This is a genomic window from Nocardioides houyundeii, assembly GCF_002865585.1.
In the GTDB taxonomy this organism is placed as follows: domain Bacteria; phylum Actinomycetota; class Actinomycetes; order Propionibacteriales; family Nocardioidaceae; genus Nocardioides; species Nocardioides houyundeii.
The window spans coordinates 304,327-329,445 of the sequence record NZ_CP025581.1 but is presented as its reverse complement, the minus strand read 5'-3'; the positions used below and the strand labels follow the sequence as shown (position 1 = coordinate 329,445).

31 protein-coding genes are annotated in these 25,119 nt (G+C 68.7%); 13 read left to right on the top strand and 18 right to left on the bottom strand.

Features of this window, described 5'->3' with window-relative positions:
* Nucleotides 1-7 precede the first annotated feature (7 nt).
* Nucleotides 8-811 (bottom strand): DUF262 domain-containing protein, encoded by an 804-nt coding sequence (locus C0R66_RS01625; protein ID WP_101523220.1) that lies wholly within the window; start codon nt 809-811, stop codon nt 8-10.
* Nucleotides 812-1,092: 281 nt separating this feature from the next.
* Between C0R66_RS01625 and C0R66_RS01620 the strand changes: the two genes are divergently transcribed.
* From C0R66_RS01620 to C0R66_RS01590, 9 genes are all read left to right on the top strand, one after another.
* A complete protein-coding gene (locus C0R66_RS01620) occupies nt 1,093-1,536 on the top strand; it encodes a hypothetical protein (protein WP_101523219.1) in 444 nt (147 codons plus the stop codon).
* Nucleotides 1,533-2,006 carry a hypothetical protein gene (locus C0R66_RS01615; protein ID WP_101523218.1) on the top strand — a complete coding sequence of 158 codons (474 nt, stop codon included), beginning with the start codon at nt 1,533-1,535 and terminating at the stop codon, nt 2,004-2,006. Before C0R66_RS01620 ends, C0R66_RS01615 begins: the two co-directional genes overlap by 4 nt.
* Before the next feature lie 338 nt (nt 2,007-2,344).
* The gene (locus tag C0R66_RS18525) at nt 2,345-2,950 is read left to right on the top strand and encodes a hypothetical protein (protein WP_158647828.1); all 606 of its coding nucleotides are present in this window, start codon (nt 2,345-2,347) and stop codon (nt 2,948-2,950) included.
* Nucleotides 2,951-3,159: 209 nt separating this feature from the next.
* The gene (locus C0R66_RS18520; RefSeq protein ID WP_158647827.1) at nt 3,160-3,330 is read left to right on the top strand and encodes a hypothetical protein; all 171 of its coding nucleotides are present in this window, start codon (nt 3,160-3,162) and stop codon (nt 3,328-3,330) included.
* Between the two features lie 179 nt (nt 3,331-3,509).
* The gene (locus tag C0R66_RS01610; RefSeq protein ID WP_101523217.1) at nt 3,510-4,109 is read left to right on the top strand and encodes a tyrosine-type recombinase/integrase; all 600 of its coding nucleotides are present in this window, start codon (nt 3,510-3,512) and stop codon (nt 4,107-4,109) included.
* On the top strand, nt 4,093-4,422 hold the full coding sequence (locus C0R66_RS18515; protein ID WP_158647826.1) for a tyrosine-type recombinase/integrase: 330 nt from the start codon (nt 4,093-4,095) through the stop codon (nt 4,420-4,422). Before C0R66_RS01610 ends, C0R66_RS18515 begins: the two co-directional genes overlap by 17 nt.
* Nucleotides 4,423-4,572: 150 nt before the next feature.
* Nucleotides 4,573-5,112, top strand: a complete 540-nt coding sequence (locus C0R66_RS01600; RefSeq protein ID WP_101523215.1) for a YaeQ family protein — start codon at nt 4,573-4,575, stop codon at nt 5,110-5,112.
* Between the two features lie 139 nt (nt 5,113-5,251).
* On the top strand, nt 5,252-5,674 hold the full coding sequence (locus C0R66_RS01595; RefSeq protein WP_101523214.1) for a hypothetical protein: 423 nt from the start codon (nt 5,252-5,254) through the stop codon (nt 5,672-5,674).
* Between the two features lie 109 nt (nt 5,675-5,783).
* On the top strand, nt 5,784-6,140 hold the full coding sequence (locus C0R66_RS01590) for a hypothetical protein (RefSeq protein WP_101523213.1): 357 nt from the start codon (nt 5,784-5,786) through the stop codon (nt 6,138-6,140).
* Nucleotides 6,141-6,177: 37 nt separating this feature from the next.
* On the opposite strand, the gene C0R66_RS01585 is transcribed toward C0R66_RS01590, so the two are convergent.
* Nucleotides 6,178-6,714: a hypothetical protein gene (locus C0R66_RS01585; RefSeq protein ID WP_158647825.1), complete on the bottom strand. Its 537-nt coding sequence runs from the start codon at nt 6,712-6,714 to the stop codon at nt 6,178-6,180.
* Between the two features lie 277 nt (nt 6,715-6,991).
* Nucleotides 6,992-7,819, bottom strand: a complete 828-nt coding sequence (locus C0R66_RS01580; RefSeq protein WP_101523211.1) for a CE1 family esterase — start codon at nt 7,817-7,819, stop codon at nt 6,992-6,994.
* Nucleotides 7,820-7,877: 58 nt separating this feature from the next.
* Between C0R66_RS01580 and C0R66_RS01575 the strand changes: the two genes are divergently transcribed.
* Both C0R66_RS01575 and C0R66_RS01570 read left to right on the top strand, forming a co-directional pair.
* Nucleotides 7,878-8,285, top strand: a complete 408-nt coding sequence (locus C0R66_RS01575) for a MerR family transcriptional regulator (RefSeq protein WP_101523210.1) — start codon at nt 7,878-7,880, stop codon at nt 8,283-8,285.
* Between the two features lie 83 nt (nt 8,286-8,368).
* Nucleotides 8,369-8,959, top strand: a complete 591-nt coding sequence (locus C0R66_RS01570) for a nucleotidyltransferase family protein (RefSeq protein WP_101523209.1) — start codon at nt 8,369-8,371, stop codon at nt 8,957-8,959.
* 25 nt (nt 8,960-8,984) lie between these two features.
* Here C0R66_RS01570 and C0R66_RS01565 read toward each other — a convergent pair whose 3' ends face one another.
* The 10 genes from C0R66_RS01565 to C0R66_RS01530 all read right to left on the bottom strand — a co-directional run bounded on the left by C0R66_RS01565 (nt 8,985) and on the right by C0R66_RS01530 (nt 17,887).
* On the bottom strand, nt 8,985-9,830 hold the full coding sequence (locus C0R66_RS01565; RefSeq protein WP_241901538.1) for an XdhC family protein: 846 nt from the start codon (nt 9,828-9,830) through the stop codon (nt 8,985-8,987).
* A complete protein-coding gene (locus tag C0R66_RS19255; RefSeq protein ID WP_241901537.1) occupies nt 9,827-10,132 on the bottom strand; it encodes an XdhC family protein in 306 nt (101 codons plus the stop codon). The genes C0R66_RS01565 and C0R66_RS19255 overlap by 4 nt, the downstream gene beginning before the upstream one ends.
* Before the next feature lie 132 nt (nt 10,133-10,264).
* Nucleotides 10,265-12,385, bottom strand: a complete 2,121-nt coding sequence (locus C0R66_RS01560) for a xanthine dehydrogenase family protein molybdopterin-binding subunit (protein WP_101523208.1) — start codon at nt 12,383-12,385, stop codon at nt 10,265-10,267.
* On the bottom strand, nt 12,382-13,383 hold the full coding sequence (locus C0R66_RS01555) for an FAD binding domain-containing protein (protein WP_101523207.1): 1,002 nt from the start codon (nt 13,381-13,383) through the stop codon (nt 12,382-12,384). Before C0R66_RS01555 ends, C0R66_RS01560 begins: the two co-directional genes overlap by 4 nt.
* A complete protein-coding gene (locus C0R66_RS01550; protein ID WP_101523206.1) occupies nt 13,380-13,901 on the bottom strand; it encodes a 2Fe-2S iron-sulfur cluster-binding protein in 522 nt (173 codons plus the stop codon). The genes C0R66_RS01555 and C0R66_RS01550 overlap by 4 nt, the downstream gene beginning before the upstream one ends.
* A gap of 130 nt (nt 13,902-14,031) precedes the next feature.
* On the bottom strand, nt 14,032-14,160 hold the full coding sequence (locus tag C0R66_RS19830; RefSeq protein ID WP_277869152.1) for a hypothetical protein: 129 nt from the start codon (nt 14,158-14,160) through the stop codon (nt 14,032-14,034).
* Between the two features lie 79 nt (nt 14,161-14,239).
* Nucleotides 14,240-14,782 (bottom strand): class I SAM-dependent methyltransferase, encoded by a 543-nt coding sequence (locus C0R66_RS01545; protein WP_199286763.1) that lies wholly within the window; start codon nt 14,780-14,782, stop codon nt 14,240-14,242.
* Between the two features lie 95 nt (nt 14,783-14,877).
* Entirely contained in the window at nt 14,878-15,564 is a 687-nt protein-coding gene (locus C0R66_RS01540; protein WP_158647824.1) for a DUF2238 domain-containing protein, read from the bottom strand.
* A gap of 128 nt (nt 15,565-15,692) precedes the next feature.
* A complete protein-coding gene (eutC, locus tag C0R66_RS01535; protein WP_101523204.1) occupies nt 15,693-16,490 on the bottom strand; it encodes an ethanolamine ammonia-lyase subunit EutC in 798 nt (265 codons plus the stop codon).
* A complete protein-coding gene (locus C0R66_RS01530; protein WP_101523203.1) occupies nt 16,487-17,887 on the bottom strand; it encodes an ethanolamine ammonia-lyase subunit EutB in 1,401 nt (466 codons plus the stop codon). The genes eutC and C0R66_RS01530 overlap by 4 nt, the downstream gene beginning before the upstream one ends.
* A 109-nt stretch (nt 17,888-17,996) precedes the next feature.
* Between C0R66_RS01530 and C0R66_RS01525 the strand changes: the two genes are divergently transcribed.
* Nucleotides 17,997-18,743: a hypothetical protein gene (locus tag C0R66_RS01525; protein WP_101523202.1), complete on the top strand. Its 747-nt coding sequence runs from the start codon at nt 17,997-17,999 to the stop codon at nt 18,741-18,743.
* Nucleotides 18,744-18,839: 96 nt separating this feature from the next.
* On the top strand, nt 18,840-19,757 hold the full coding sequence (locus tag C0R66_RS01520) for an arginase family protein (protein ID WP_101523201.1): 918 nt from the start codon (nt 18,840-18,842) through the stop codon (nt 19,755-19,757).
* A gap of 17 nt (nt 19,758-19,774) precedes the next feature.
* Here the strand turns inward: C0R66_RS01520 and C0R66_RS01515 are convergent, their stop codons facing one another.
* The 5 genes from C0R66_RS01515 to C0R66_RS01495 form a co-directional block, all read right to left on the bottom strand.
* Nucleotides 19,775-21,985: an MFS transporter gene (locus C0R66_RS01515; protein ID WP_101523200.1), complete on the bottom strand. Its 2,211-nt coding sequence runs from the start codon at nt 21,983-21,985 to the stop codon at nt 19,775-19,777.
* Between the two features lie 54 nt (nt 21,986-22,039).
* Nucleotides 22,040-23,029, bottom strand: a complete 990-nt coding sequence (locus C0R66_RS01510; RefSeq protein WP_101523199.1) for an LLM class flavin-dependent oxidoreductase — start codon at nt 23,027-23,029, stop codon at nt 22,040-22,042.
* 75 nt (nt 23,030-23,104) lie between these two features.
* Complete coding sequence (locus tag C0R66_RS01505; RefSeq protein WP_101523198.1) at nt 23,105-23,563, bottom strand: tRNA (cytidine(34)-2'-O)-methyltransferase; 459 nt, start codon at nt 23,561-23,563, stop codon at nt 23,105-23,107.
* Nucleotides 23,564-23,622: 59 nt separating this feature from the next.
* On the bottom strand, nt 23,623-24,450 hold the full coding sequence (locus C0R66_RS01500; RefSeq protein WP_101525974.1) for a formate/nitrite transporter family protein: 828 nt from the start codon (nt 24,448-24,450) through the stop codon (nt 23,623-23,625).
* A gap of 88 nt (nt 24,451-24,538) precedes the next feature.
* Nucleotides 24,539-25,072, bottom strand: coding sequence for a MarR family winged helix-turn-helix transcriptional regulator (locus C0R66_RS01495; RefSeq protein ID WP_199286760.1), 534 nt, complete (start codon nt 25,070-25,072; stop codon nt 24,539-24,541).
* Nucleotides 25,073-25,119: the final 47 nt, after the last annotated feature.

Genomic DNA, 25,119 nt, shown 5'->3' with positions numbered 1-25,119 from the left:
TACGTCTTTAGGGCACCCCCCCGATGCGCCGTCGTTGCCGATGCGCAAAGAAGCGAAGGACCAATTCTACGTCGCCCATAGTCTGATACAGCGGATTGATCTCCAGTTGTGGATCAGCGACCTCAAGATGTTCCATGAGGTTCGGCGGAGGGATCCCCCACAGGACGCACAGGTCCGGATTGCGTGAGAGCTTGATACAAAGTTTGTTCAATGGCCCGTTATAGACAGCGTTACGGGACTCTTGCTCTTTAAGTTTCTCTCCGCCGCTGTTGATACGCTCGAAAACAAGTTGCTTGAGGCGCTCCGCCTCCTCGGGCGTGTTGGCCGTCTCCCGTAGCAGAATTATGGACGAGAGGTATCGGCGATCTATCCCGCGGCGGACTTGGTCCGGCAGTTGGGCGTACGTGCGACCGTTCAGTTCTGGCCATTCGGTGAGGCCAACTAGTTCTAGATCGTTCCGATAGAAGCTCGATATAGCAGTCAGTCGCTGCAGGCCGTCCATCACTTCGAAGTGCGAGTACTCATCCTCGTAAAGAAAAACTGGAGGGACTGGCACGTTCATGATAAAAGACTCGATAAGTCGAGACTGCTTCTCAGGTGACCAGCGATGGCGGCGCTGGAACTCGGGATTGAGTTCGTAGTCGGGGCTGCTCACCATCGTGGCTATGGTGTTCAACGGGTAGCGAGCCTGCTCGGTGACGATCCGAACTTCGCCAGAGACGTACTTCTCATTGACCGCGTCGTCCGACGACCTGAGCGCTACGGCGGGCTGTGTCGAGAACGTCAGTTCCTCGCCTGGAAAGAGCGACACTCGTCAACTTCTCCTGTCTGCGTCCAGTGTGATTGCCGACTCTAGACCGATCCAGCGGATCTTGGTGCCAGTTCCCGTTGCAGCCGTGGGCGTGACTGAATTGCCTCAGTCTGTAGCGCCCACGATGACCAGAACGGCACCGCGTCACACCCTCGCGAACGAGCGCGATGTACACCCCGGGGCGGCGCGCGGGACAGCGAATCAGCCGAACTCCTGCGAGCTTAGGAGAACGACCTAGCCTGTCGGCTCGGTCTGCGAAATGCATCGAGGAGAGCCCCCCTGTGGAAGACGAAGTGCAAACACCCCCGTCCGCGAAGCCTCGCGTAAAGAAGCTGAGCCTCATCGTTGCCGCGGCTCTTGTTGCGGTGCTTGCAGTCGTAGGCGCCTGGTACCTCCAAGTCAAGGTTCCCCACGACGAGGCCGTCGACGCCTTCAAGAAGGCCAACGAGGGGTACAACACCGCCGTCGAACGACTCGATGCACGGAACGGTGAGTTGGACGCTGCCGTCTCTGGGCTACAAGACGTGATCGATTCGGACGCGCAGCCCCTCGACGCGAACCTCCTGGTGAGCGCTGGTGCGACCATTGGCGAGGCTCAGGGCAGTCGTAACGATGCGCCTGCAGCCCCGGATCTCCCCCGGTCAACTGAAGACATCAAGAAGGCGACCGAAGAGTTCCCGGCGCGGATCGCCGACATAGAGGACCTCGGGACTACGGCGCGGTGATCGTCCAGGTAAGTGAGTCCAAGGCGGCCCTTGAGGCGAGCATCAAGCAGATGGAGCAGGTGACCAACCCCGGCGGGAACTTTGCGATTGACCGGGTCAAGGACCTCAGGGCCGTCCGCGGGGTCCAGGCAGTCACTGAAGATCGCGATCCAAACGGGAACCTCAACAAGCAGGGCGGGTACACCGCGACCGTGTACCTCGCTTCAACCCTGGTGGATCAGGAAAGCGTGTTTGGCCGTGACCTCGTTGACAAGGGAACCGAAGCTGGCGGCGCTATCGAGGTCTACAAGACGATCGATGATGCGGAGGCGCGCAACACCTACCTGGCGGCTTTCGACGGCGGCGTCCTTTCCTCGGGGTCACACAGCGTTGTCGGCACCGTTGTCATACGCACCTCGGACGAACTAACGGCTTCGCAGCAGGCCAAGCTCGAAGCAGCAATCCGAAACGCCCTTGCCAGGCTCGAGTAGTTGCCGGGGTCAGGAGATGACAGTCAACGGACCGTTAGGTGGGCGCCCTCGAGAGTCGCCAGGAGTGCCACGTCCCACAGCGGAACGGCATGGCCCACCTTCCGGGGCACTCCCGAAAACCTCGGCGAGGATGGTCATACCGCCGCGTGAGTCGTACTGCGCTCGGAGCGAACGAGTCACTGTCACACACTCGTTCGCATTGGCCCGAGGCTGGAGAAGCAGGCCGGAGGTCTCCACCCGCGCTTGTGCATCGCGGCGTTGAGTTGCGACATCATAGCGGGGTGATGAAACCGAATGGTTGGGGTCCCCGCAAGATTCTCTTGAGCGCCCTGGCTGGGGTGGCACTGACCAGCGCGCTCTCCTGGGGAAGTTGGCGCGTGGCAGGCCGGCCGTTATCAGAGTTACCTTCGTGGCTTGAAGCCTGGGCGACACTGATCGGTGTGGGCGCTGCCATTGTGGCGGGCTTCTACGCGGCTCGGGCATTTGGCCTCGAATCGCAGCGAGAGCATAGATGGGAGGAGGCTCAACGAGCTTCCCAAGCCGCGCTGATCGCAGCGTGGCCAGCTGGGCTCTCGCTGGGGACGAGATCCTCGATCGAGGACGTCTATACCGAGGAAGACCCTGAAGCAATCGTCGGTGCGCGCGCGTTGCTCCGGAACGCGTCGGCTCTGCCGGCGACCGAAGTGGAAGTCGACTTCTGGCTCGTTCTTATGGATGAGACTTCCGTGGGCCGCGACCGGCGGCTGCTGGGAAGCGAGCGGCTGGCGTATCTGCCTCCGACACAGGAGAACCTCCCAGTGAGTCTGGACCTCACCGCCAAGCCCCATGGACGGACACCGAGCGAGGTGGAGCATTCGGAATTGCGCGTAGAAGTTCGCTTTCGTGATGCGGCAGGTCAAGTCTGGTCGCGGGATGCCATCGGACAGCTCGTAGTAGCGCGTTAGAGATCCAAGCTCGCCAGTCTGGAGCCACCGAGCTCCGAGTGATGCGCCAGACGGCAGGCTCGCCCTCGTCGGAAGCCAGCAAGAAGCGCGTCATACCGCCGCTTTGCGGGCGCCGCCCCCGACTTCGCCCACATCGTATTGAGCGCTTCCCGCCGATGTCATGGGTGCGCTGCACCCGTTGATCTCGATTGCAGGGCTAGGGTCAAGGAATGACAGCAGAGGACGACCGCCGCGGTGAGGTGGAGCCCAAGCAGGACTACCGCAGCCTCCCGCCAGTCGTGCGGCTGGACGAGACCGTCGCGAGTGTCGAGTCGGATGTTCCGCCGGACCCCGCGGCCGGACGGAACGTCGACCAGCATCGAGCCCTGCGAGACGACTGACAGAATCCGCGCCGAGAGGACGACTCCAGCCTCCGCCGCGATGGGCGCTGTACAAGGTGCGTCTTTCCTCCGCCTGCGGACGCGCTGAGTCCGGCGCCGGATTAGCGTCGCGGACCCAGGAGCTCGGCGCGTTGGCGGCGGGCGGGCTGAGCTAAGCCAGCCGCGGCACGGAGCGTTTCATGTCCGACTCGACCGTCTTCCCGTTCCAGCCCTTCACCATGACCGCTGCGCAACTCGCAGCCGTCTCCTACCTCGCCCGATACTCGGGACGCACGCACCGGCTCTACGCCTACCAGCTCCGGCGCTGGTTCACCTGGTGCGAGAACAACGGACTGGACCCCCTCCTCGGGATCCAGCGTGCCCACGTCGAGCTGTACATCCACCAACTCGGCGAAACCGGCCTGATGGACTCCTCGATCGTCACGATGATGCACGGCGTCCGCGGCTTCTTCCGGTTCGCACACATCGATGGCCTGATCGCAGCCGACCCTGCCGTCTACGCGCGCCTCCCCAAGATCCAGCACGACGAGTCCCGCACCCAAGGACTCGACCGGCTCGAACTCATCTGCTTCCTCCAAGTCGCCCAGACACTCACGGCGCACCACGGGGCGCTCGCATTCCTTCTCGGCATCAACGCTCTGCGCGCATCTGAAGCAGCCGCAGTGCGCATCGAGGATTACGCCGATACGCTGCGCGGTCACCGAGTCCTGCATCTGGTCGGAAAGGGCAACAAGCCCGCCACCATGCCGATCACGATCCCCAGTGCTGCGTGTCCTTGAGGCCTGCCGAGGGCAGCGATCCGACGGGCCGCTCGTCCTGAGACCGACGACGGGGAATCCGATCGACCGCCGAGACGTCTACCGGATGGTTGTGAGGATCGCCAAGGTCGCGGGCGTCCCTCGGCACATCAGCCCGCACTCGCTGCGTCACGCCGCGATCACCAACGCTCTCGACGCCGGCGTCCCGCTCCGCGACGCGCAGATCCTGGCGCGCCACGCCGACCCACGCACGACCGAGCACTACGACCGCGCCCGCGGAAACCTCGACCGACACGGTGTCCACTTCCTCACCGCTTACGTCGCTGGAGTGTGAACGTCCTGCGTCCCCTGCGCCTAGAAGGATATGCGCCCCTTTCCGAGGGAAGACAAGGCCTTGTCGCTGACACGTCGCGACGTTTCCTCGTTTCCCCCCGGCGATTCAGGCCATTCGACTTCAGGACGCGATGTAGGCCAGCATTGCCCCATGGCAGCCGGCGCGACGATGCACACGTTCGAGATCGAGCTGGCCGACATGGATCGGGGCGTCTACGAGCAGTTCACGCTTCGGGCGGCGCGGCATCCGTCAGAAACCGAGGCGTACCTCGTGACGCGTGTGCTCGCCTACTGCCTCGAATACGAAGAGGGCATCGCGTTCAGCGAGGGGATCTCGGCGGCCGCCGACCCGGCGGTGCTCGTGCGCGACCTAAGCGGGAAGCTGCTGGCCTGGATCGAGGTTGGGGCGCCGGACGCCGCGCGCCTTCACGCGGGCAGCAAGGCTGCTGAGCGCACGGCCATCTACACGCACCGCGACCACACCAGGGTGCTGGCGCAGTGGGCGGGCGCGAAAATACATCGCTCAAGCGAGATCGTCCTGCACAACTTTGATCCCGGGTTCATCGATTCCGCCGTGGACGCGATCGAGCGCCGCAACGCCCTCACGCTCACTGTTACCGAGCGGCAGCTCTACCTCGAACTAAATGGCGTGCACCTTTCGTCGGCGGTCCACGATCATCCGATCAGTTAGTGGCGCGGGCTCCCCTCGCTATCGGCCCCGCTGTTGCCGAGCAGCACTTCATGGGTGCCAGCAGGCCACACCCACTCCGCCGCCTGCGGGACGTGCAGATCTGTGGAAACGCGGACACCTCCTACGGCACCATGTGGATATGTCTCTCGACCCGCCGCCGTACGTCCCGAACGAATTTCTCGGGAGGCTCGTAGGTGCGCGATTGGTCTCGGTGGAGTTTGTCCAGGACTACGCTCAACTGCGGTTCGAGGGCCTCGGAGAAGACATGCCCGTCCTGACCTGCGACGCGATGCCCACAGTAGAAGCCGTAGGCGGACAAGTGCTCTCGGATGGCGACCTCGGCTACGCGGACGCACTTCGTGCCCTGATCCCCAACCTGGTCCTGAACACGCACGAAGCGACAGGGACGGGATTGCGCATCGAGTTCCCGAACGCGGCAATCGCATTGCATCCAGACCGGGATGCCTTGACCGGTGCAGAGATTGCGGTACTGACCGGTTTCGAGGACCAAGCTTGGATGTGCTGGAGGCCCGGCGAAGAGTCCTTCGAGGACCTCGCCTGACGGGCCATTGGCCGCTGCTTGTGCGGTTCGGAAAGCTGCGTCACTTCCCCGCATATGGGCCCGACCAGAACATCCGATCATGCCGAGATGCGATCACTAGGCTTCCCGCATGACCTCCCTTCAAGTTGCGGATGACGAGGCGTGGCGGACGGCCCTCGGTGTGACGCCAGACGTTGAGGCCGTTTCCGGCGACGAGTACGTCCGTGAGTTGGTCTACCCCGTCACGGGCGGCGAAGCCGTTCATCTGACCTGGGATGTCACCGACAACAGCGTGCGGGTGCGACACCGCCGGGGTGGTGAGATCGTGACGGACCTTCACCGCGAGACGGCGACTGTGCTCACGGTCGCTGGCGCCGGAAAGACGGCAGAGATCTTGTTGGAGTACGGATCTGCGGGTCACCTGGGCCGAACGCGGGTGCGACTGGCCCCTGAGGTGCTCATCGAAGACACCTTCCTGCGGTCCTAGCGAACAACCGGATCTGCCGCGATGCGCGCGGGCCTACTCAGGAGGCATGTGCCGTGCGCCGCCTGCGGTGGAGTCCCCTCAGCACGGTGAACAAGGCCAATGCTCCGAATGCGATGGGGCCGAAGAAGATGAGGTATCCGAGTGGCCCGGCCTGTTCATCCACCGGTAACCACTCGGGCAGCACCCCCTCGCGGGTCTGTGGCTCCGGGAAAGCGGACAACGGTGGGCCGCTGACCTGTCGGGTGGCGGTGCAGGCGTTGTCCGAGTACGGGGAGTCCTCGTTGAGCGGGTGAAACTCGTACCTACCGCCTAACGCGTAGCGCCGGTCGCTCGAACTGTAGGAGTTGGAGAACCAGGTCCTGTCCTTGGTGCCCTGGACGGTCACCGTCGCTGCCTCGTCTGTGACGACCTCCGCCACTCGACCGCCCTCGCTGGTCCCGACGACCGTTCCTAGGAACGCATACGGCGATGGATCTGGGGAGTCTGTCGCGCACGAAGCGGTAGCCGTGGCCGCGCCGAGCACACCGAGCGTCCAGGCGCACACCAGGAGGGCCGCCGCGCGGGAGGGATGCACGTCTGTGAGTCTCACACGACTCATTCGTGGGTCAGCGCAATCGTTCCGTTCTTTCGTACGTCTGGATCTGCCGCAAGTCGGGCGCCAGGATGTGCGTCAATCTCCCGCGAGTCGGGCATGAGCTCGACTCGCACTTCATGCCGACGAGCGCACGACCCCGCGCCTTGCCGACCTGGCCTGCCCGGACCTATTCGTCGGAGACTTTGGGGCTGCCGACCACAGGGTTGTCTGTGCCGGGTTGTGGGCATGGCCCGAGCGGGTCAGGGCCGCTCCGCCGTCAGTAGCCGAGTGACCTCGTCGGCCATCGACACCCCCGAGCCGTGCGGCCGAGCAGGAACGGCGCCCGCTTCGGTCCGGGCACGGTGTGCCCACCGCCGCTCACGGTGAGCAGGGTGACGGACGCCCGATCGAGTTCGGCGTACTCGACTCGCTCCACGTCACCGTTTGACCGCTGCGTGGGCGGGGTGGTGATGCCGTTGCGCTGCGCAAAGTAGGCCGCGGTCTCTGGCGCGGAGAGCGTGGTCCCACCGACCTTGAAGACCCGGCGCATGAGGCCGCTCATGGTGCCGCCGTCGAAGGGGGCGATCCGGTCCTTGGTGCCGTGCGCGAGCACGACCGGGACCGGGACGGCGGATGGCTGCGAGATGTCGGTGCGGAAACTGCCCGGCGCCGGCATCGTTGCCGAGACCACGGCGGCCCCGGCAAGCAGATCAGGGACCTCGTGCAGGAGCCGCAGAACCATCTGGCCACCGTTGGAGTAGCCGACCGCGACGATCCGGGCGCGGTCCACGCCCCACCCTGCGACAAGCCGATCGACGACCGCCCTAACGAAGGCGACGTCGTCGACGCCCTCCATGCGAGCTGGGAAGAACGACTGCTTGCGCGCGTCGTTCCAGTTGCCCTGGTAGCCGTCGAGGTAGACGACGACCGCCTGCGCGTCAGCGGCGAGCGCGTCGTACATCTGGCCGGTGAAGCGCCGGTGCGCGGCGCCGTCCTGTTTGGAGCCGTGGAAGACGAGCAGCAGCGCCCGTCCCGGCGGCCCCTCCTGCTCGCCCACGACGGTGAAGGTCCTCTGCCGGCCCGCGGCCTCGATGCTCTCGCTCACGTTGGATGACGCTAGAGTCTGACATCGTGTCAAGGTCAAGTGCGAGCGGAGTCACCGTGTGAACATCGGCGAGCTCAGCACTCGCAGCGGCGTCAGCCCACGCTCGCTGCGCTACTACGAACAGCAGGGGCTGGTCACACCGCAGCGCGCGCTCAACGGCTACCGACAGTACGCCGAGAGCGACGTGGTCGTGGTCCAGACAATCCGGGTCATGTACGAGATCGGCTTCTCACGCGAGGCGGTAAGCGCAGTGCTGCCGTGCGCAACCGGCAAACCTGACGAGGTCGATCCGGTCGCAGTGCGCGCCCGCGTCGAGTCGATGTGCGAAGACCTGGGTGCCCGCATTGACGACCTGACCCGGACCCGCGCCTTGCTCGTCGACTTCCTCCAAGAGAACGCGTCGACGGGCTGCTCCGCAGAAGGCGCCGGGGCGTGGACAACGTCTCATGCAAAGCGCGCAGGCTAACGCCCTCGACCTGCCCGACGGCGTCGACCCTCCCTTGAGGTCGAACCAGAGCGGGCGGTACTACCACCAGGGATGATGATGGAATGCTGACTGGGCTGATCCTTGCGGCCGGGGCGGGCCGTCGGTACGGACAGCCCAAGGTTTTGGTTCGTGATCCTGGCGGCGTCCCCTTGGTGCACCACGCGATGAACGCACTCGTCCTGGGTGGCTGCGACCACCTCGTTGTCGTACTTGGTGCGGCAGCGGCTGAGGCACGCACGTTGGTCGCTCGTTGTGCCGTGAATGGCAGCATCGTCGAATCCGTCATCGCCGAGGATTGGGACACGGGGCAGTCGGCGTCATTGAGGGCAGGACTGGCTGCGGCCGCGGGAACTGCGGCACAGGCAGCCGTCGTCACCCTGGTGGACCTGCCGGACGTGTCGGCTGCAGTCGTGCAGAGAATGACGGCCCGTTTTGGTCCCGATTCGCTCGCACGTGCGGTCTATGACGGCAACGCAGGCCACCCCGTGGTCCTGGGCCGCGCGCACTGGAGCGCGATTCGAAGCAGCTCCGTGGGCGACGCTGGAGCCCGCGGCTACCTGGCAACACATCAGGTCGTCTCCGTGGAATGCGGAGACTTGGCAACCGGGATGGACGTCGACCGCCCCGAGGACTTCCCTTCGTCACGCCGTTGACTCGTTCCGCCCCTGACACGTCAGCTCATCCAGTAAGGGGGCGCGCCGCATGGTGGATCGTCCCCTGCGTGGCACGAAGCCGCTGACCGGTCCCGCCGCAGCGACTCGCAATGATCTCGGCGGCGATGCTGATCGCAGTCTCTTCCGGCGTCCTGGCTCCGAGATCGAGACCGATCGGGCTGGACAACCGGGCCAGCTCCTTCTCATCCAACCCCGCCTCACGGAGCTTCGTCATCCGGTCCTCGTGGGTACGCCGCGAGCCCATGGCGCCGACGTAGCCGATCTCGGGCACCCGTAACGCCACCTCCAGCAGCGGTACGTCGAACTTCGGATCGTGGGTGAGAACCGCGACCACGGTGCGCCCGTCGATGCGTCCCCCCTGCAGTTCCCCGGCTAGGTAGTGGTGCGGCCACTCCACGACGACCTCGTCGGCCTCCGGGAACCGACTCGCCGTGGCAAAGACCGGCCGGGCATCACACACCGTGACTCGGTAGCCGAGGAAGCCACCGACTCGTGCCATCTCGGCGGCAAAGTCGGTCGCACCGAAGACGAGCATGCGAGGCGGCGGTGCGAAGGCCCAGACGAAAACGCGCATGCCTTCCCCGCGCCGTTCCCCGCTCGGCCCGTACGAGAGGGTTCCGCTGTGGCCAGTTGCGAGCATGCCCAAGGCGTCGTCTCGAACGGCGGCATCTACACGCGCGCTCCCTAGCGATCTCTCGCTCGAAGTCACCACGTCACTGGGCCGGATCACCATGCGGCGGCCCATCCGAGCTCTATCCGGATGTTCGACAACGGTCGCCACGGCGACCGGCCGCCCGGCGGCGATGTCTGCAGCGATCTCAGGCAGTTCCGGAAATGTGTCCCGGTTCACCCTCTCGATGTAGACGTCGAGGATTCCCCGCAAGTCAGACCAACGGCGAAGGCATCGTCGTCGGACACGCCGTAGCGGTGCAGAACCGGCTCGCCCGTGCCGGCAACTTCCTGGGCTGACTCGTAGACGGATCCCTCCACGCAGCCTCCCGAGACCGATCCGACGGCCGACGCGTCTGGACCCACCAGCATCGACGCACCCGGCGGACGGGGCGCGGACTGGAAGGTCGCAATGACGGTCCCCATGCCCACGGTTTGGCCGGCCTCCCACCACGTCAGCAACTGGGGCAGCACCTCACGCATCGCATCGGCCTAGCCACATGTCCACACTTCTCTCCACTCCGTTCCGTTGCAGGGTCCGTCGAACGACGCTCGGGCGCGGCCGGCCTGACCGGACACGACGAGCACCCGGGGGCGGCGGATCGCCCCAGGACTTTAGGTGGTGAGGAAGTGGTCGGGCGTCAGCGGCAGCGAGCGCACCCGTACCCCGGTGGCGTGGAAGGTGGCGTTGGCGACCGCCGCGGCCGTGCCGACGATGCCGATCTCGCCGACGCCGCGCGACCCCATGGGCGTGAAGACCTCGTCGGACTCCTCGAGCCACTCCGCGTCGACGTCGAGCACATCGGCGTGCGCGGCCACGTGGTACGTCGCGAGGTCCTGGGTGACGACGTGGCCGAAGCGCGGGTCGCGGTACGACTCCTCGAACAGGCCCGCGGAGAGCCCCATCACGAGCCCGCCGATCAGCTGCGAGCGCGCGGTCCTCGGGTTGATGACCCGACCGACGGAGTAGACGCCGTGCAGCCGCGGGACCCGGACCTCGCCGGTCCAGCGGTTGACCCGGGCCTCGGCGAAGACGGCACCGAACGAGTGGAACGCGAACTCCTCGGCCGCGGGGTTGTCCGCGGCCGAGGCCGTGGTGTGCAGTCCCGGGTCGGGGGTGTCGCCGTGGTCGGCTCGGAAGAGCTGCGCGGCGGCGACGATCGCCGTGCCCCACGAGGTCGTGCCGGACGAGCCCCCAGCCACCGAGGCGGGTGGCAGGAGGCTGTCCGCGAGCGCGAGGTCGATGTCCGCCGGGTCGACCTCGAGCGCGTCGGCCGCGATCTGGGTCAGGACCGTCCGCGCGCCGGTGCCGATGTCGACGGCGCCGATCGCGACGGCGTAGCGACCACCCTCGAGCGAGGTGATGCGAGCGCTGTTCCCGGGCGATCTCATGGCCGGGTACGTCGCCGACGCGACCCCCGTGCCGACCCACCAGTCGCCGTCCAGGCGGGACCGCGGCTGGAGCGGACGGTCACCCCAGCCGAACCGGTCGGCCCCGCGGTGCAGGCAGTCCAGCAGCCGACGGTCGTTGAAGGGCTTGCCGGTCTCCGGGTCCCGGTCGGGCTCGTTGCGCTCGCGCAGCACGATCGGATCGAGACCGCACGCGACAGCGAGCTCGTCCATCGCGACCTCGTGGGCGTACATGCCGGGCATCTCCCCCGGCGCCCGCATCCACGACGGCACGGCGACGTCGAGCCGTGCCAGGCGGTGGCTGGTGCGCCGGTTCGGGGCGGCGTACATCATCCGCGTCGGCGCGGCGGTCTGCTCGGCGAACTCGCGCACGACCGACGTCTGCTCCTGCACGGCGTGCTCGATGGCAGCCAGTCGACCATCGGCGTCCGCCCCGAGCCTGATGTGCGAGATCGTGGCGGTGCGGTAGCCGGTGAGGGAGAACATCTGCTGCCGGGTCACCGCGAGGCGGACCGGTCGTCCCCTGGTCGTGCGGGCGGCGAGCGCGGCCGCCATGACGTGTGCGTGGGCCTCGCCCTTGCTACCGAACCCGCCCCCGACGTACGGCGCCCGCACCCGCACCTGGTCGGGCTCGAGGCCGAGCATGGGTGCCAGGGCCTGGACGACACCGTGCACACCCTGGGTCGAGTCGAACATCGTGAGCACGTCGCGCCCGTCGTGCTGCTCCCACCAGGCGACGGTGGCGTGCGGCTCGAGCGGGTTGTTGTGCTCGTAGGGCGTGCGGTAGGTCTGCTCGACCACCACCTCCGCCGACGCGAGGGCCGCGTCCACGTCGCCCTCATCGGTGTCGGTCTCCATGTCGGGATTGACCCGCTCGGGACGGTACGTCGCGTTGTCCTCGCGCAGCTCGGCCGCGTGCGGCTGCTGCTCGTAAGTCACCTCGACCAGCGCCGCGCCCTCCCGCGCCGCCTCGGAGGTCTCGGCCAGCACCAGGGCGACCACCTGGCCGCGGAAGCCCACCCGGTCGTCCTGCAGGATCGCCAGCTCGCCGTTGTCCGTCTTCGCCAGCCGGGGCGCGTTGGTGTGGTCCAGCACGGCGGTCACACCGGGGTGGGTCAGCGCGGCGGAGCCGTCGACCCGGGTCACCCGCCCCTTGGCCACCGTCGAGGTCACGAGCCACAGGCTGAGCGGCGCGGCGACTCCGTCGTCCGCGGCGTGCTCCACGGCGTACGACGCCAGGCCCGTCACCTTCTCGGGCCCGTCCACGCGGTCCAGCGACGTGCCGATCGAGCGCGGCGAGATCCGTCGGGTCTGCTGCTCGGTCATCGCGCTGCCTCCTCGGCGAGCCGCAGGAGCGTCATGGTGGTGGCGTTGCGGACCATGGCGACCTTGAAGGCGGTCTCGGCACTGGTCGTGGCTACGTCCAGCTCGTCATCGACGGCGGCCCGGACCGCGTCCTCGTCGAGCCGTCCTCCGACCAGCGCCGTTTCGGCGACGTGCGCGCGCCATGGCTTGTGGGCGACACCGCCCCAGGCGATGCGGACCTCGTCCACGGTGCCACCGTCGAGGCGCAGGGTCGCGGCCACCGAGACGAGGGCGAAGGCGAAGGAGGCGCGGTCGCGGACCTTCGAGTACGTCGACACCGTGTCCGGGTGACTCATCGGCAGCTCGACGGCGGTGATCAGGTCGGTGGGAGCGAGCGTGGTGTCGGCCTCGGGGTGCTCTCCCGGCAGCCGGTGCAGGTCCTCCAGCGGGACCCGGCGCTCGCCGTCCACGCCGAGCACCACCACGGTGGCGTCGACGGCGGCCAGCCCGACCGCCAGGTCCGAGGGATGGGTCGTCACACATTCCGGACTCGCGCCGAGGATCGCGTTGTAGCGCCCATAGCCGTCCAGCGCGGAGCAGCCGCTTCCCGGCTCCCGCTTGTTGCACGGCGTCGTGACGTCCTGAAAGTAGACGCAGCGGGTGCGCTGGAGGAGGTTGCCGGCCGTGGTCGCCTGATTCCGGATCTGGCCGGAGGCACCGGCGAGCAACGCGCGAGCGACCACCGCGAAACGGGAGCGGACCACCGGGTGCGCAGCCAGGTCGCTGTTGCGGACGTTGGCGCCGATGCGCAGCAAGTGGCCGTCCTCCCCCTCGCACTCCTCGACGACGTCGAGGGGAAGGGCGCTGACGTCGACCACCAGCTCCGGAGAGGCGACACCGAGCTTGAGGTGGTCGACCAGGTTGCTGCCGCCGGCCATGAACTTGGCCCCGGGGTTGCTCGCCATGAGCTCGACTGCCTCCTCCGCGGAGGTGGGGCGGCGGTAAGCCAAGGTCCTCATCGGCCGGCCGCCTGGCGAACTGCCGCGAGGATCCCGGGATAGGCCCCGCACCGGCAGAGGTTGCCGCTCATCCGCTCCCGGATCTCCGCATCATCGAGGTCCACGTCCGCTGTCAGGTCGCCGGTGACGTAACTCGGGTGCCCCTGCCTGGCCTCCTCCAGCATGCCGACCGCCGAGCAGACCTGGCCGGGCGTGCAGTAGCCGCACTGGTAGCCGTCGTGCTCCAGGAACGACTCCTGCATGGGGTGCAGGTCGCCCTGCTCCTCGCCCTCGCCGTGACACAGTCCCGCTGCCGTGACGATCTCGGCTCCGTCGTGCGCGACCGCCAGCGCCAGGCAGGTCAGGTGCCGACGTCCCTCGAGCAGGACGGTGCACGTGCCGCACTGGCCGTGGTCACACCCCTTCTTCGGGGAGGTGACCTGCAGCCGCTCGCGCAGCGCGTCAAGGAGGGTGGTCCGCGTGTCGACGGACAGGGAGTGCGGGGTGCCGTCGACGACCAGCCGGATCTCGGAATCCATGGCCGGGCCGTACCCAGATCGTTCGCAGCTATTCGCGGCTGTTCGACGTTCGACTTTCGGTCTGATCCACAACACCTGCCGAGTTCGAGCGCGTCCCGGTCCTCGTGGTGGCGGTACACGGTGGCCCGCGTCAGGCCAGCCCGTTCGCCACGTCGCTGATGCTCGCCTGAGGGTTGTTCAGCACCGCCGCTGCGGCGGCGTCGAGGATCAGCTGGCGGTTGCGTCGGACGTCGGCGCGCTCCGACCCCCTCGTGGACATTCTTCGATGGTAGGGCCTGCAGGGATGTGCACGTGGGCAGTGAGGCCGCGCCTCAGATCGGAGTACGGCGCTTCGGCACTCACGCCGCGACCTGACCGACGAGGTGACAGGTGGCGAAGCGATTGGACGCGTCCGGTTGGGCCACGAGACGCCAGCGTTCGAGAATGCCGGCCTCTGTCAGTGCGGCCGCCATCGCGTCAGGGTGCCAGCGCCACGCCCGAGCGACGACGTGGTCGAACTCCATCACCGCCTCAGCCGGATCCTCGGCGCACTGGAACGCGACCATGACGTGGGCGCCCGGCTGCAGTCGAGCGGTCCAGCTGGTGAAGACGTCCGGGATCAGCTCCGGGTCGACATGGATGAGGCTGAACCGGGCGACGATCCCTGCCAAGGGAGGTTGGTCCTGCGGGAGCTCGCGAAGACTCGCATCTCCCAGCGCCCAGCTCATCTCCGGATAACGCTGCTGCGCCCGCCCCAGCATCGCGGTCGACGGATCGACCCCCAGGACCTCCAGTCCTCGCGCTGACAGGTCGCGGGTGACGTGCCCCGTGCCGCACCCGACGTCCAAGACCGTCCCCTGCAGTCCGGTCGCCACCAGGTCCTCGGCGAAGAGCGCGATCACCTGCCGCTCAACCGACGAGACGTATCCGGTCGGGAACGCCTCGTCGTAGGCCGCGGCCAGCGCGTCGTAGCCAGGCTGGGTGCCGCACCCCGCCCTCAGGGCCACGGTCGCCGGTCGTCCGGTGGACGTACGTCGACCGCCAAGACGGTCGCCAGGGGCTGGGGCCCCGCCGTCAGGAGTCGGTCGTGCTCCCAGGCCCAGTGCACGACCAGCCCGGCGACCACCGACCCGATCGAGCCGAGCGTGAGGTCGCCCAGCGTGTCGGCGTACCGGTCGACGTTTCCCGAGGTGCTGAGGAAGGCGTAGTACTCCGCGACCTCCCAGGCGAGCGCCGCGGAGACGCCGAAGGCGAGGGAGCGCTCGAGCACCCGTCCACGGGTCTGGGACGGCGGCAGGGTGAGGAGGATGAACGCAGCGGTCAGCACGCCGGTGTTGACGAAGTGCATCACGTCGTCGAACCACCGGATGCTGTCGTAGAGGTCCATCCGGTTGCCCAGCGTGTCCGTGAAGCAGGTCAGGGTCGCCATCAGGTCCACCAGCCACGGGAACGTCGTCCGGTGGCGGTACCGCAGAAACCACACCGCCGGGATCGCGAACGCCATCAGCGGATAGCCGACCGCCCGGGCGGTGGCGCCCTTGCCCTCGAGGTGGCCGAGCTCGGGGTACCGGATCGCGGTCATCAGCAGGACAAGGAGCATCGCCTTGGCCGCCAGGTCGAGGACGATGACGATGACGGGTTCCCGAACGGGGAGTGGAACGGGGACTGAAGTGAGTTCGCTCACACAACCCACGCTAGCGGGCTCCACGAAGCCGACCGGAGCGGCGGCTACGGTCGTGCCCCCATGACCAGCTCCATGACGTACGAGGCGCCTCTCACGGAACGTCGCGCCCTAGGTCGTGCTCCTCGCGGCTATTCGGCCACGTCCGTGCGGCGCAGCTGGGACGTCTCGTCCTCGCGCGGTGTCAGGTCCTTGACGCCCACACCACTGGCACCGCCGGCGAGGATCGACCGCACGAGACCGTCGAGCACCCGCGCGGCACCGGCGTACGACTGGCCGCCCGGGGTCCGGATGTTCGAGACGCAGTTGCGCTCGGCATCGGTGCGTCCCGGCCGCGGGTCGAAGGTCAGGTAGGCGCCCAGGCTGTCCGGGGACGAGAGTCCCGGCCGCTCGCCGATGAGCACCAGCACCAGGGCCGCGCCGAACGCGTGGCCGATCGGGTCGCCCAGGGCGACACGAGCCTGGGTCGCGGCCAGGCAGGCCACGACCTCCATGTCCAGGCGAGGCAGCAGCTCGACCAGCAGCGGCAGCGCGTGGCACTGCGTGGCCTGGGCAGACAGCCCGTCCGCGCACACCACGACCAGACGCGGACGACTGCCCGCAGCTGCGCCGTCACGCTCCGCGGGCACCACGGCGCCCAGCGAACCGTGGTCCTCCTCTGACAGCCGTCTGCCGAGGTCGGGCCGGCGCAGGTACTCCGCACGGTCCCGGGCCCGGGAGCGCACCCGGACCGGCGCGGGCAGGCCCGCTGCGCGGAAGTCCCGCTCCAGGGCGTCGGTGTCCAGGTCGGTCAGGACGTTGCGCCGTGCCTCGGCGTGCGCGATCCGCAGCTCCAGGTCGGCCGCGACCGGCACCGCGTTGCCGGCACGACCCAGACCGATCCTGGCGCTGGTCGACTGCCGCAGCCGCACCCAGTCCGGGGCGCTCACGAGCCGAGCCCCGTCAGCGGCGAGTGCTCGAGCGGGACGAGCGCACCGTCGGCCGAGAGCAGCCCCAGACCCGCCAGCCACCCCTCGAACTCCGGGGCGGGCCGCAGGGCCAGCAGCTCACGTACGGCGAGGGCGTCGTGGAAGGAGGCACTCTGGTAGCCGAGCATCACGTCGTCCCCACCTGGCACGGTGATGATGAACGAGACCCCCGAAGCGGCCAGGGAGACCAGCAGGACGTCCATGTCGTCCTGGTCGGCCATCGAGTGGTTCGTGTAGCAGACGTCGACCCCCATCGGCAGTCCCAGCAGCTTGCCGCAGAAGTGGTCCTCGAGCCCGGCGCGGGTGATCTGCTTGCCGTCGTAGAGGTACTCCGGACCGATGAACCCGACCACGGTGTTCACCAGGAACGGGCTGAGGTGGCGCGCGAGACCGTAGGCCCTGGCCTCCAGGGTCTGCTGGTCCACCGGACGTCCCCCGGTGCCGAGGTGTGCGCTCGCCGACAGCGAGGACCCCTGGCCGGTCTCGAAGTACATCAGGTCCTGCCCGACGGTGCCGCGGCCCAGCGACAGCGCCGCGTCCCTGGCCTCGGTCAGCAGCGCGAGGTCGACCCCGAAGGACCGGTTGGTCGCCTCGGTACCGCCGATGGACTGGAAGACCAGGTCCACCGGGGCGCCCCGCTCGATCAGCTCCAAGGTGGTGGTCACGTGGGCCAGGACGCACGACTGGGTGGGGATCTCGTAGGTGGTGCGGACCTCGTCGAGGAGCACCAGCAGGTCGTGCGCCGCGCCGGGTGAGTCCGAGGCCGGGTTGATGCCGATCACCGCGTCCCCGCACCCCAGCAGCAGGCCGTCGAGGACCGAGGCGGCCACGCCGCGCGGGTCGTCCAGCGGGTGGTTCGGCTGGAGCCGGGTCGAGAGCCTGCCCGGGCCGCCGACCGTCGTCCGGAACCGGGACCGTACGTCGACGGCCCGGGCCACCACGACCAGGTCCTGGTTGCGCATGATCTTCGAGACGGCCGCCGCCATCTCCGGCATCAGGCCCGGGGCGAGCGCCGCGAGCGCGGCGGCGGCACCGGCACCCGAGGCGGTCTCCAGCAGGTGGTCCCGCAGACCGCCGACGGTGAGCTCGGAGACGGCCGAGAAGGCGTCCCGGTCCAGGGAGTCCACGATGAGCCGGCTGACCTCGTCGTCCTCGTAGGCGACGACGAGGTCGTCGAGGAAGTCGGTGAGCCGTACGTCGGCCAGCGCCACCTGGGCTGCCACCCGCTCCAGCGGGTCCTCGGCCGCGCAGCCGGCCAGCTCGTCGCCGGAGCGCAGCGGGGAGGCCTTGGCCAGCAGGTCGGTCAGTCCGTGGAAGGCGTAGCCGTGTCCTCGCAGGGCTTGCCGGTAGATGCGCACGGACCTACCCTCCCCCATGAGTCGCGCGTGGACTGCTTTCTCTCGAGGGTCACCTTCGAGGCTGATCCCGGGCAGGATGAGGCCCAACAGCGAAGTTCCGGGGGGAAATGTGAAGGTTCGCACCGTCAACCTGTCGACGTCCGCGGCGTTGGCCGCCGTCGCACTGTCCGTGCCTGCCTCCGCCCAGGCGGAGCCGCGGGACATCCACGTGGTCGATCAGCAGTTCCAGGTCCTGGACGCCACCATCAGTGATGTCATCGTCACGTTCTCCCAGGGCGTCGCCGCGGATGTGACCTACACCGTCACCGTCACTGGCTGCGACCGCGTGGTGACGACCGAGTCCTTCGCCGGCGCGGGCGCTACCAGCCGGTACGACGGCTTCACGGTCTCGGAGCGGATGGACCCCGACGACGTCGGACCGGCTGTCGGGTATCGCGTCACGTTCTCCGACCCGACCATGCCTGTCCTCGCAGGGCAGGTCCCGACGCCGAGCGACTACCCGCGCGACTGCGACGATGCCTGGCAGGACGGCCCAGCGACCGTCGTACCTGCCTCGTACATCGCCGCGTGGAGCACCAAGGCCCCCGGTACGCCCAGGCGGGCGAAGGTCGGGAAGACGCTGCGCGTCACCAAGACGCGCCTCAACCCCCTGGAGGGGCCGGTGATCGGTGGATCGGTGACCGAACCCCGCATGATCGCCTACAAGTGGGTCGTGGGCGGGAAGGTCGTCAAGCAGGGCCTGAAGGCCAAGGTGCGGCCCGGCTGGAAGGGCAAGCGGGTCCTGCTCCGGGTCATCGTCACCGCCCCGAGCCACAAGCCCCGGGTCAAGCACATCTCCTTCAAGAGAGTCTCCTGAAGCGCTCCGCTGCCCGCCGTCAGGCGTTTCCTGGGCCCGTAGCGCCCACCGCAGAGCACGGTTGCCGGGATCCGCGGGCTCCGCCAGAGTGGTCACATGTCGAACCGACTGACGGTGATCGGAGCGCCGAGCAGCGCCGGGGCCTACGGACCTGGCCAGGAACAGGCTCCGCGCGCATTGCGGGACGCGGGCCTGATCGACCTGCTCCGCGGGCACGGCGTGGACGTCGAGGACGCGGGTGACACCGAGACGATCCGCATGCGAGCCGACCGGGACAACCCGCGCGCGAGAAACGCGGACCTGGTCACCCACACCGCCAGCAGCGTCGCGTCCCGGGTCCGAGACGCCCTGGCCGCGGAGGGCTCGAAGGTGCTGGTCCTCGGCGGTGACTGCACCGTGGAGCTCGGGACCGTCGCCGGCGCCGCCACGGCGCCGGGGACCCTTGGCCTGGTCTACCTCGACCACGATGCCGACCTGAACACTCCGCAGAGCACCGACGACGGCGCGCTGGACTGGATGGGAGTGGCCCACCTGCTCGGTGTGGACGGGACCGTCGCGAGCCTCGCAGGGGTCGGTCCTCGTGTCCCGCTCCTGGACCCTGAGCAGGTCCTGCTGTTCGGGCAGGTGGAGCCGACCGCCTTCGAGCGCACCGTCATCGACGAGCGCGACATCGCCTGGGTCCACCACGACGAGGTACGTGACGACCCGGTCGAGGCCGCCACCCGGGTGGTGAAGGGATGGGCCGCGCAGTTCGACCGGCTGTTGCTGCACCTGGACATCGACCTGGTCGACTTCGCGGACGCTCCGCTGGCCGAGAACACCCGCCGCAACGTTGCCCTGAAGCTGGAGACCGTGATGGCGGCGCTCGAGGTGCTGGTGGCCGCGCCCAACTTCTGCGGCCTGACCGTGTGCGAGATCAATCCCGATCACGGCGAGCCGGACGGCTCCACGCTCCAAGACCTGGCATCTCGTCTGGCCCGAGTGCTCGCGGGAGCGGTGGGCGACCACTCGTAGCGACCGATCGTGCGGACTCAGCCGGAGAGCAGGTCGCGGAACCGCTCCGCGTCCCCGGTGCGCGGCAGGTTGTTGAACATGACGTACGGCGATGGGCGACCGTCGACGAGGTCCCGTAGCCGGCGCAGCTCGTCATCGGTGTGGACGTGCCGCGAGCCCGTGGTGCCGTGCAGCCGGTAGTAGGTCTGCTCCGGCGTCACCGTCTCGGTCTGCATCGGGTCGACCACGTGGACCAGGTCCAGCTCGGCGCACAGCTCGGTGAGCAGCTGCGTGGGCCACTCGCCGCGAGGCTCCCACAGCAGCCGCCCGGTCGGCCGCTCCACCTGCGACACGAAGGTCCGCAGCCGTGCCACGTTCTCGGCCGTGGGACGGAAGCTCTTCGGGCACTGCAGCAGCACGGCGGTGGCCTGCAGGACCCGGGCGCACTCCAGGGTCCGCTGCCAGGCCGCGAGCACCGGAGGCGTCGTACGGAACGCCCCGACCTGGCCCCGGGCACTGGCCGGCAGCGGCTGCTTCATCCGCCGGTAGGTGGGGCTGTTGGACTCGTGGGTGACGACCTGCCAGGCCTTGATCGTGAACTCGAAGCCTGGCGGCACCTGCGCGCGCCAGCGGGCCAGCAGGGCGTCGGCCGGCGGCTCGTAGAAGGTGTGCTGCACCTCGACGACCGGGAACCGACGCACGTACGACGACTGCGAGACCGTCCAGCCGCACAGGCCCACCCGAACATCCACGTGCTCAACCCTCTCAGGTGGTCGCCGGGTCCGTCCGATCGGTCGACTCAGGAGCCGACGGGCCTCCTCGCCCGCATGCGGCGGCATGAGCAGCCCGGAGAGCAGCAGTGCCAGGGCAACCACCGCGGAGCAGACGAACACCAGGTGGATCGCGGGCGCCAGCACCCCGGCCGAGAGGTGCTCGAGGTCGAGTGAGGCGCCCTCGGCGCTGCCGGCCAGCCGGCTGTTCACGATCGCGCCGAAGACCGCCACCCCGACGGCGCTGCCCATCGAGCGCGAGAACATGTTGGTGCCGGTGGCCACGCCGCGGTGCTGCCAGCCCACCGAGGACTGCGCGACGATGACGCCGGGGCTGGCGACGTACCCGAACCCGATGCCCATCACGAAGCACGGCAGGGCCAGCTGCCACAGCGCGCTGTCGGCGTTCACCGGGAGCAGCAGTGCCGCGCCGGCGATCACGAACAGCGAGCCCATCAGGACCGTCTTGCGGAAGCCCATCGACAGGTAGAAGCGCCCGCTCGTGGAGGCCGCGATCGGCCACCCGATCGTCATCGACGCCAGCGCCAGACCGGCGACCAGGGCGCCGTGCCCGAGCACGCCCTGGGCGTACAACGGCACGTACGACGTCAGCCCGAGCATCAGCACGCCGACGACGAAGGCGCCCGAGTTCGACGCGTTCAGCACCCGGCGCCGGAAGATCCACAGCGGCAGGACCGGCTCCGGAGCCCGCGACTCCACCCCGACGAACGCGGCCAGCAGCAAGGCGGCGACGACGAAGATCGCGACCCCGGGGACCGACGCCCACTCCCAGCGCACCCCGCCCTCGAGCAGGCCGAGCAGAAGCAGCGTGCCCCCGGCGGCCAGCAAGACGGCACCCAGGTAGTCGATGCTGTGCTTGCGCGGCTCCACCCGCTCGTCGAAGCGGCGCCACATCACCCAGCCGGCGGCGATGCCCAGCGGCAGGTTCACGAAGAAGATCCAGCGCCACGACAGGTAGTCGGCGAAGACCCCGCCCAGCGTCGGGCCCACGATGGACGCGGTGGCCCAGACGCTGGCGATGTAGCCCTGGACCTTCGCGCGCTCCTCCATGGAGTAGATGTCGCCCACGATCGTCATGCCCATCGGCTGCACGGCGCCGGCGCCCAGGCCCTGCAGCAGCCGGAAGACGATGAGCGCCGGCATGCTCCACGCGATGCCGCACAGCAGCGACCCGAGGACGAAGAGTCCGATGCCCAGCAGCATCACCGGCTTGCGGCCGTAGAGGTCGGCGACCTTGCCGTAGATCGGCACCGCGACGGCCTGGGCCAGCAGGTAGATCGAGAACAGCCACGGGAACGACGTGAACCCGCCGAGGTCGTCGACGACCGCGGGCACCGCGGTGGCCAGGATCGTCGAGTCGATGGCGACCAGGCCGATGCTGAGCATGACGGCCAGCAGGATCGGCCCCCGCTCGCTGCGAAGGCCGACGCTGGCGCGGGTGATCTCTGGTGCACTCACGGGCCCCTCAACCCGCACCGGCCCCGCTCTGTTCCCGGCCGCTTCGCCCGGCGGTCATCCCGCCAGGTCTGCCACCTGGCTCAGCAGCTCGAAGGAGCGCAGCGTCGCCTCGGTGCTGCGCGCCATCGAGGCGACGATCAGCTCGTCGGCGTCGGCGTGCACGGCGAACTTGTCGAGGTACTCGCGGACCTCGTCAGGGTTGCCCACGGCGGTGTAGTGGCTCATCTGCTTGATCTGCTGGCCCGACGGCGAGTCGAGGACGGCGTCGGCCTCGGCGTCGCTGAAGGTGCGACCCCGGCCGACGAGCTGGCTGACCCGCAGTCGCTGGGACTCCCGCAGCAGCGCGTGGGCCTCCTCGCTGGAGTCGGCGGCGACCACGTTGGCGCCGGCGATGACGTAGGGCTCGGCGAGCTGCTCGGACGGCTGGAAGCTGCGGCGGTACGTCGCCACGGCCTGTTGCAGCGCCTGAGGCGCGAAGTGCGAGGCGAAGGCGTAGGGCAGACCCAGCGCGGCCGCCAGCTGGGCCCCGAAGAGCGAGGAGCCGAGGATGTAGAGGGGCACGTTCGTCCCGGTGCCCGGGACGGCCTCGACACCGGGGATCTGCGACCTGCCGGTCAGGTAGCCCTGAAGCTCCTGGACGTCGCTGGGGAACGACTCGGCCGATCTCGGGTCCCGGCGCAGGGCGCGCATCGTGTTCTGGTCGCTCCCGGGAGCACGGCCCAGCCCGAGGTCGATCCGGTCCGGGTGCAGCGTCGCCAGGGTGCCGAACTGCTCGGCGATCACCAGCGGGGAGTGGTTGGGCAGCATCACCCCGCCGGCCCCAAGACGGATGGACGACGTGTGTGCCGCGACGTGCGCGATGAGTACGGCGGTCGCCGAGGACGCGATGGTCGGCATGTTGTGGTGCTCGGCGTACCAGACGCGACGGTAGCCGCTGCGCTCCGCGAGCTGGGCGATCTCGACGCTGGTCCGGAAGCTGTCGGCGGCGCTGCCTCCGGCTGCGATCTGGGCGAGGTCGAGGATCGAGATGGGGGTCGCAGTCATGGTGTGCCAACGGCCTGGGGGCGGGGGTCTATTCCGCTCCGGACGTGCCGGAGCAGGTGTGATCCGTCGCTGTGCCTAGTGGGCGCCGGGGAACCCGTGCTGCCGCCAGGCCTCGTAGGTCACCACGGCTGCGGAGTTCGACAGGTTCAGCGAGCGACGGCCCGGCACCATCGGGATCCGGAGCCGCTCCGTCACCCGGCCGTGGTTCAGCACCTGGTCCGGCAGGCCCGTCGGCTCCGGGCCGAAGAGCAGCACGTCGCCGGGCTGGAACTCGATGTCGGTGTACCAACGCGTCGCGTGCGCGGTGAAGGCGAACACCCTGGAGGAGGCCAGCGCCTCGCCGGCGAGCGCGGTGTCGAGGTCAGGGTGCACCTCGACCGAGGCCAGGTCGTGGTAGTCCAGGCCCGCACGCTTCAGCTTGGACTCCTCGAGGTCGAAGCCGAGCGGTTCGACCAGGTGCAGGGTGGCGCCGGTCCCGGAGACCATCCGGATCGCGTTCCCCGTGTTGGGAGGGATGCGGGGCTCGAGGAACATGACGTGAAACACCCCTCAAACTAACTCCCCGTCGATGACCCGGGAGAAACGCCGGCGGCTCAGCCGGTCTGCCCCTCCTCGCGGCTCTCGGCGACCCGGTGCGGGACCCGCAGCAGACGGAGGCCGGTGACGAGCACGAGTCCGCCGACGACGTTGCCGAGCGCGGACCAGCCGAGCGCTCCCAACCAGTCCAGGTAGCCGTAGTCGGCCTCGCCGGTCAACAGCCCGGCGAACATCAGGATCGAGTCGAGCACGGAGTGGAAGAGCTGGGCGCCCACGAGCACGAAAGACATCAGCACAGCCGGGACCAGGCGGACACCGAGGCTCTCGGTCGCGTTCTGCATCCGCGTCAGCAGCGTGATCACTGCGCCGGCGAGCACGGCGAGGAAGAACGAGCGCCATGACACACCCAGGTGGGCGTAGTGCGAGCCGGCCTCCACCGCCACCTCGTGCACGTCCGGCAGCGCCACCACGATCATCCCCGCCATGGCGTAGCCGGCCACCAGGTTCGCCGCCAGCGTGACGACCCAGAGCCTGAGCAGCTGGGTGAGCGTCCCCTCCTTGGCAACCACCGCCATCACCGGCACCAGGAAGTTCTCGGTGAACAGCTCGCTGCTGGCCAGCAGCAGGGCCACGAAGCCGACGGTGAAGGCGAGCGAGGCGAGCAGGTGGTTGCCCGTCTCCGCCTGCACCACCAGGTACATCAGCACCCCGACGCCCACGTCGACCCCACCCAGGAGACCGGTCGACAGCAGTGGCAGCAGGGGGCGGCTCAGCCGCTCGTGCCCTTGGTCGACCAGGCGGTCGTAGGCCTCCTCCAGCTCGGGTTCCTCGCGAGAGCCCTTCGGCGCCGCCAGGTCGTCGGAACCACCGGACGGCCGGGTCACGATCGGGACCGCAGTCGCCAAGGAGGTGCGTTCATGACGACACGCTATCGACCCCGGAGGCCGCCCGCGCGGGTCACCGCCGACGAGCTCAGCAGTCGACGATCTTCTCGCGACACTCGGGCGGCCCGTCCTCGGCGCAGGCCCGGGCGATCGTCCGAGCCGCCTCGCCCAGAGCAGCGAGCTGCTCCGGGGTCAGTCTGTCGACCACCAGCCGGCGCGCCTCGCGGGCGTGACCGGGGGCGAGCTCCTCGAGCTTGGCCAGGCCCGCCTCGGTGAGTCGGGCCTCCGTGCGCCGAGCACCGGGCACGGAGCAGGACCCTCGCTCCACCCAGCCGGCGCGCTCGAGCCGCGTCACGGCGTGCGAGATCCGCGAGAGCGATCCCTGGGCGAGCAGGGCCAGGTCACTGAGGACCATCCTGTGATCGGGCGCCTCCCCCAGGGCGGCGAGCAGCTGGTACTCGAACGAGTTCACTCCGCCGTCGCGCTTGAGCTGAGCGTCCAGGGCGGCCGGAAGGGTCATCAGCAGTGCCACGAGCCCGCGCCACTCGCGCTGCTGCTCGGGCGTCAGCCACGGCTCGTCCTCCTGGGCCGAGTGGATCCGGCTCTCCTTCTCTGCGGTCACGTACCCAGGATAGCGCGGGGCTTGAATGTTCAAGTCACAGCGGCTAC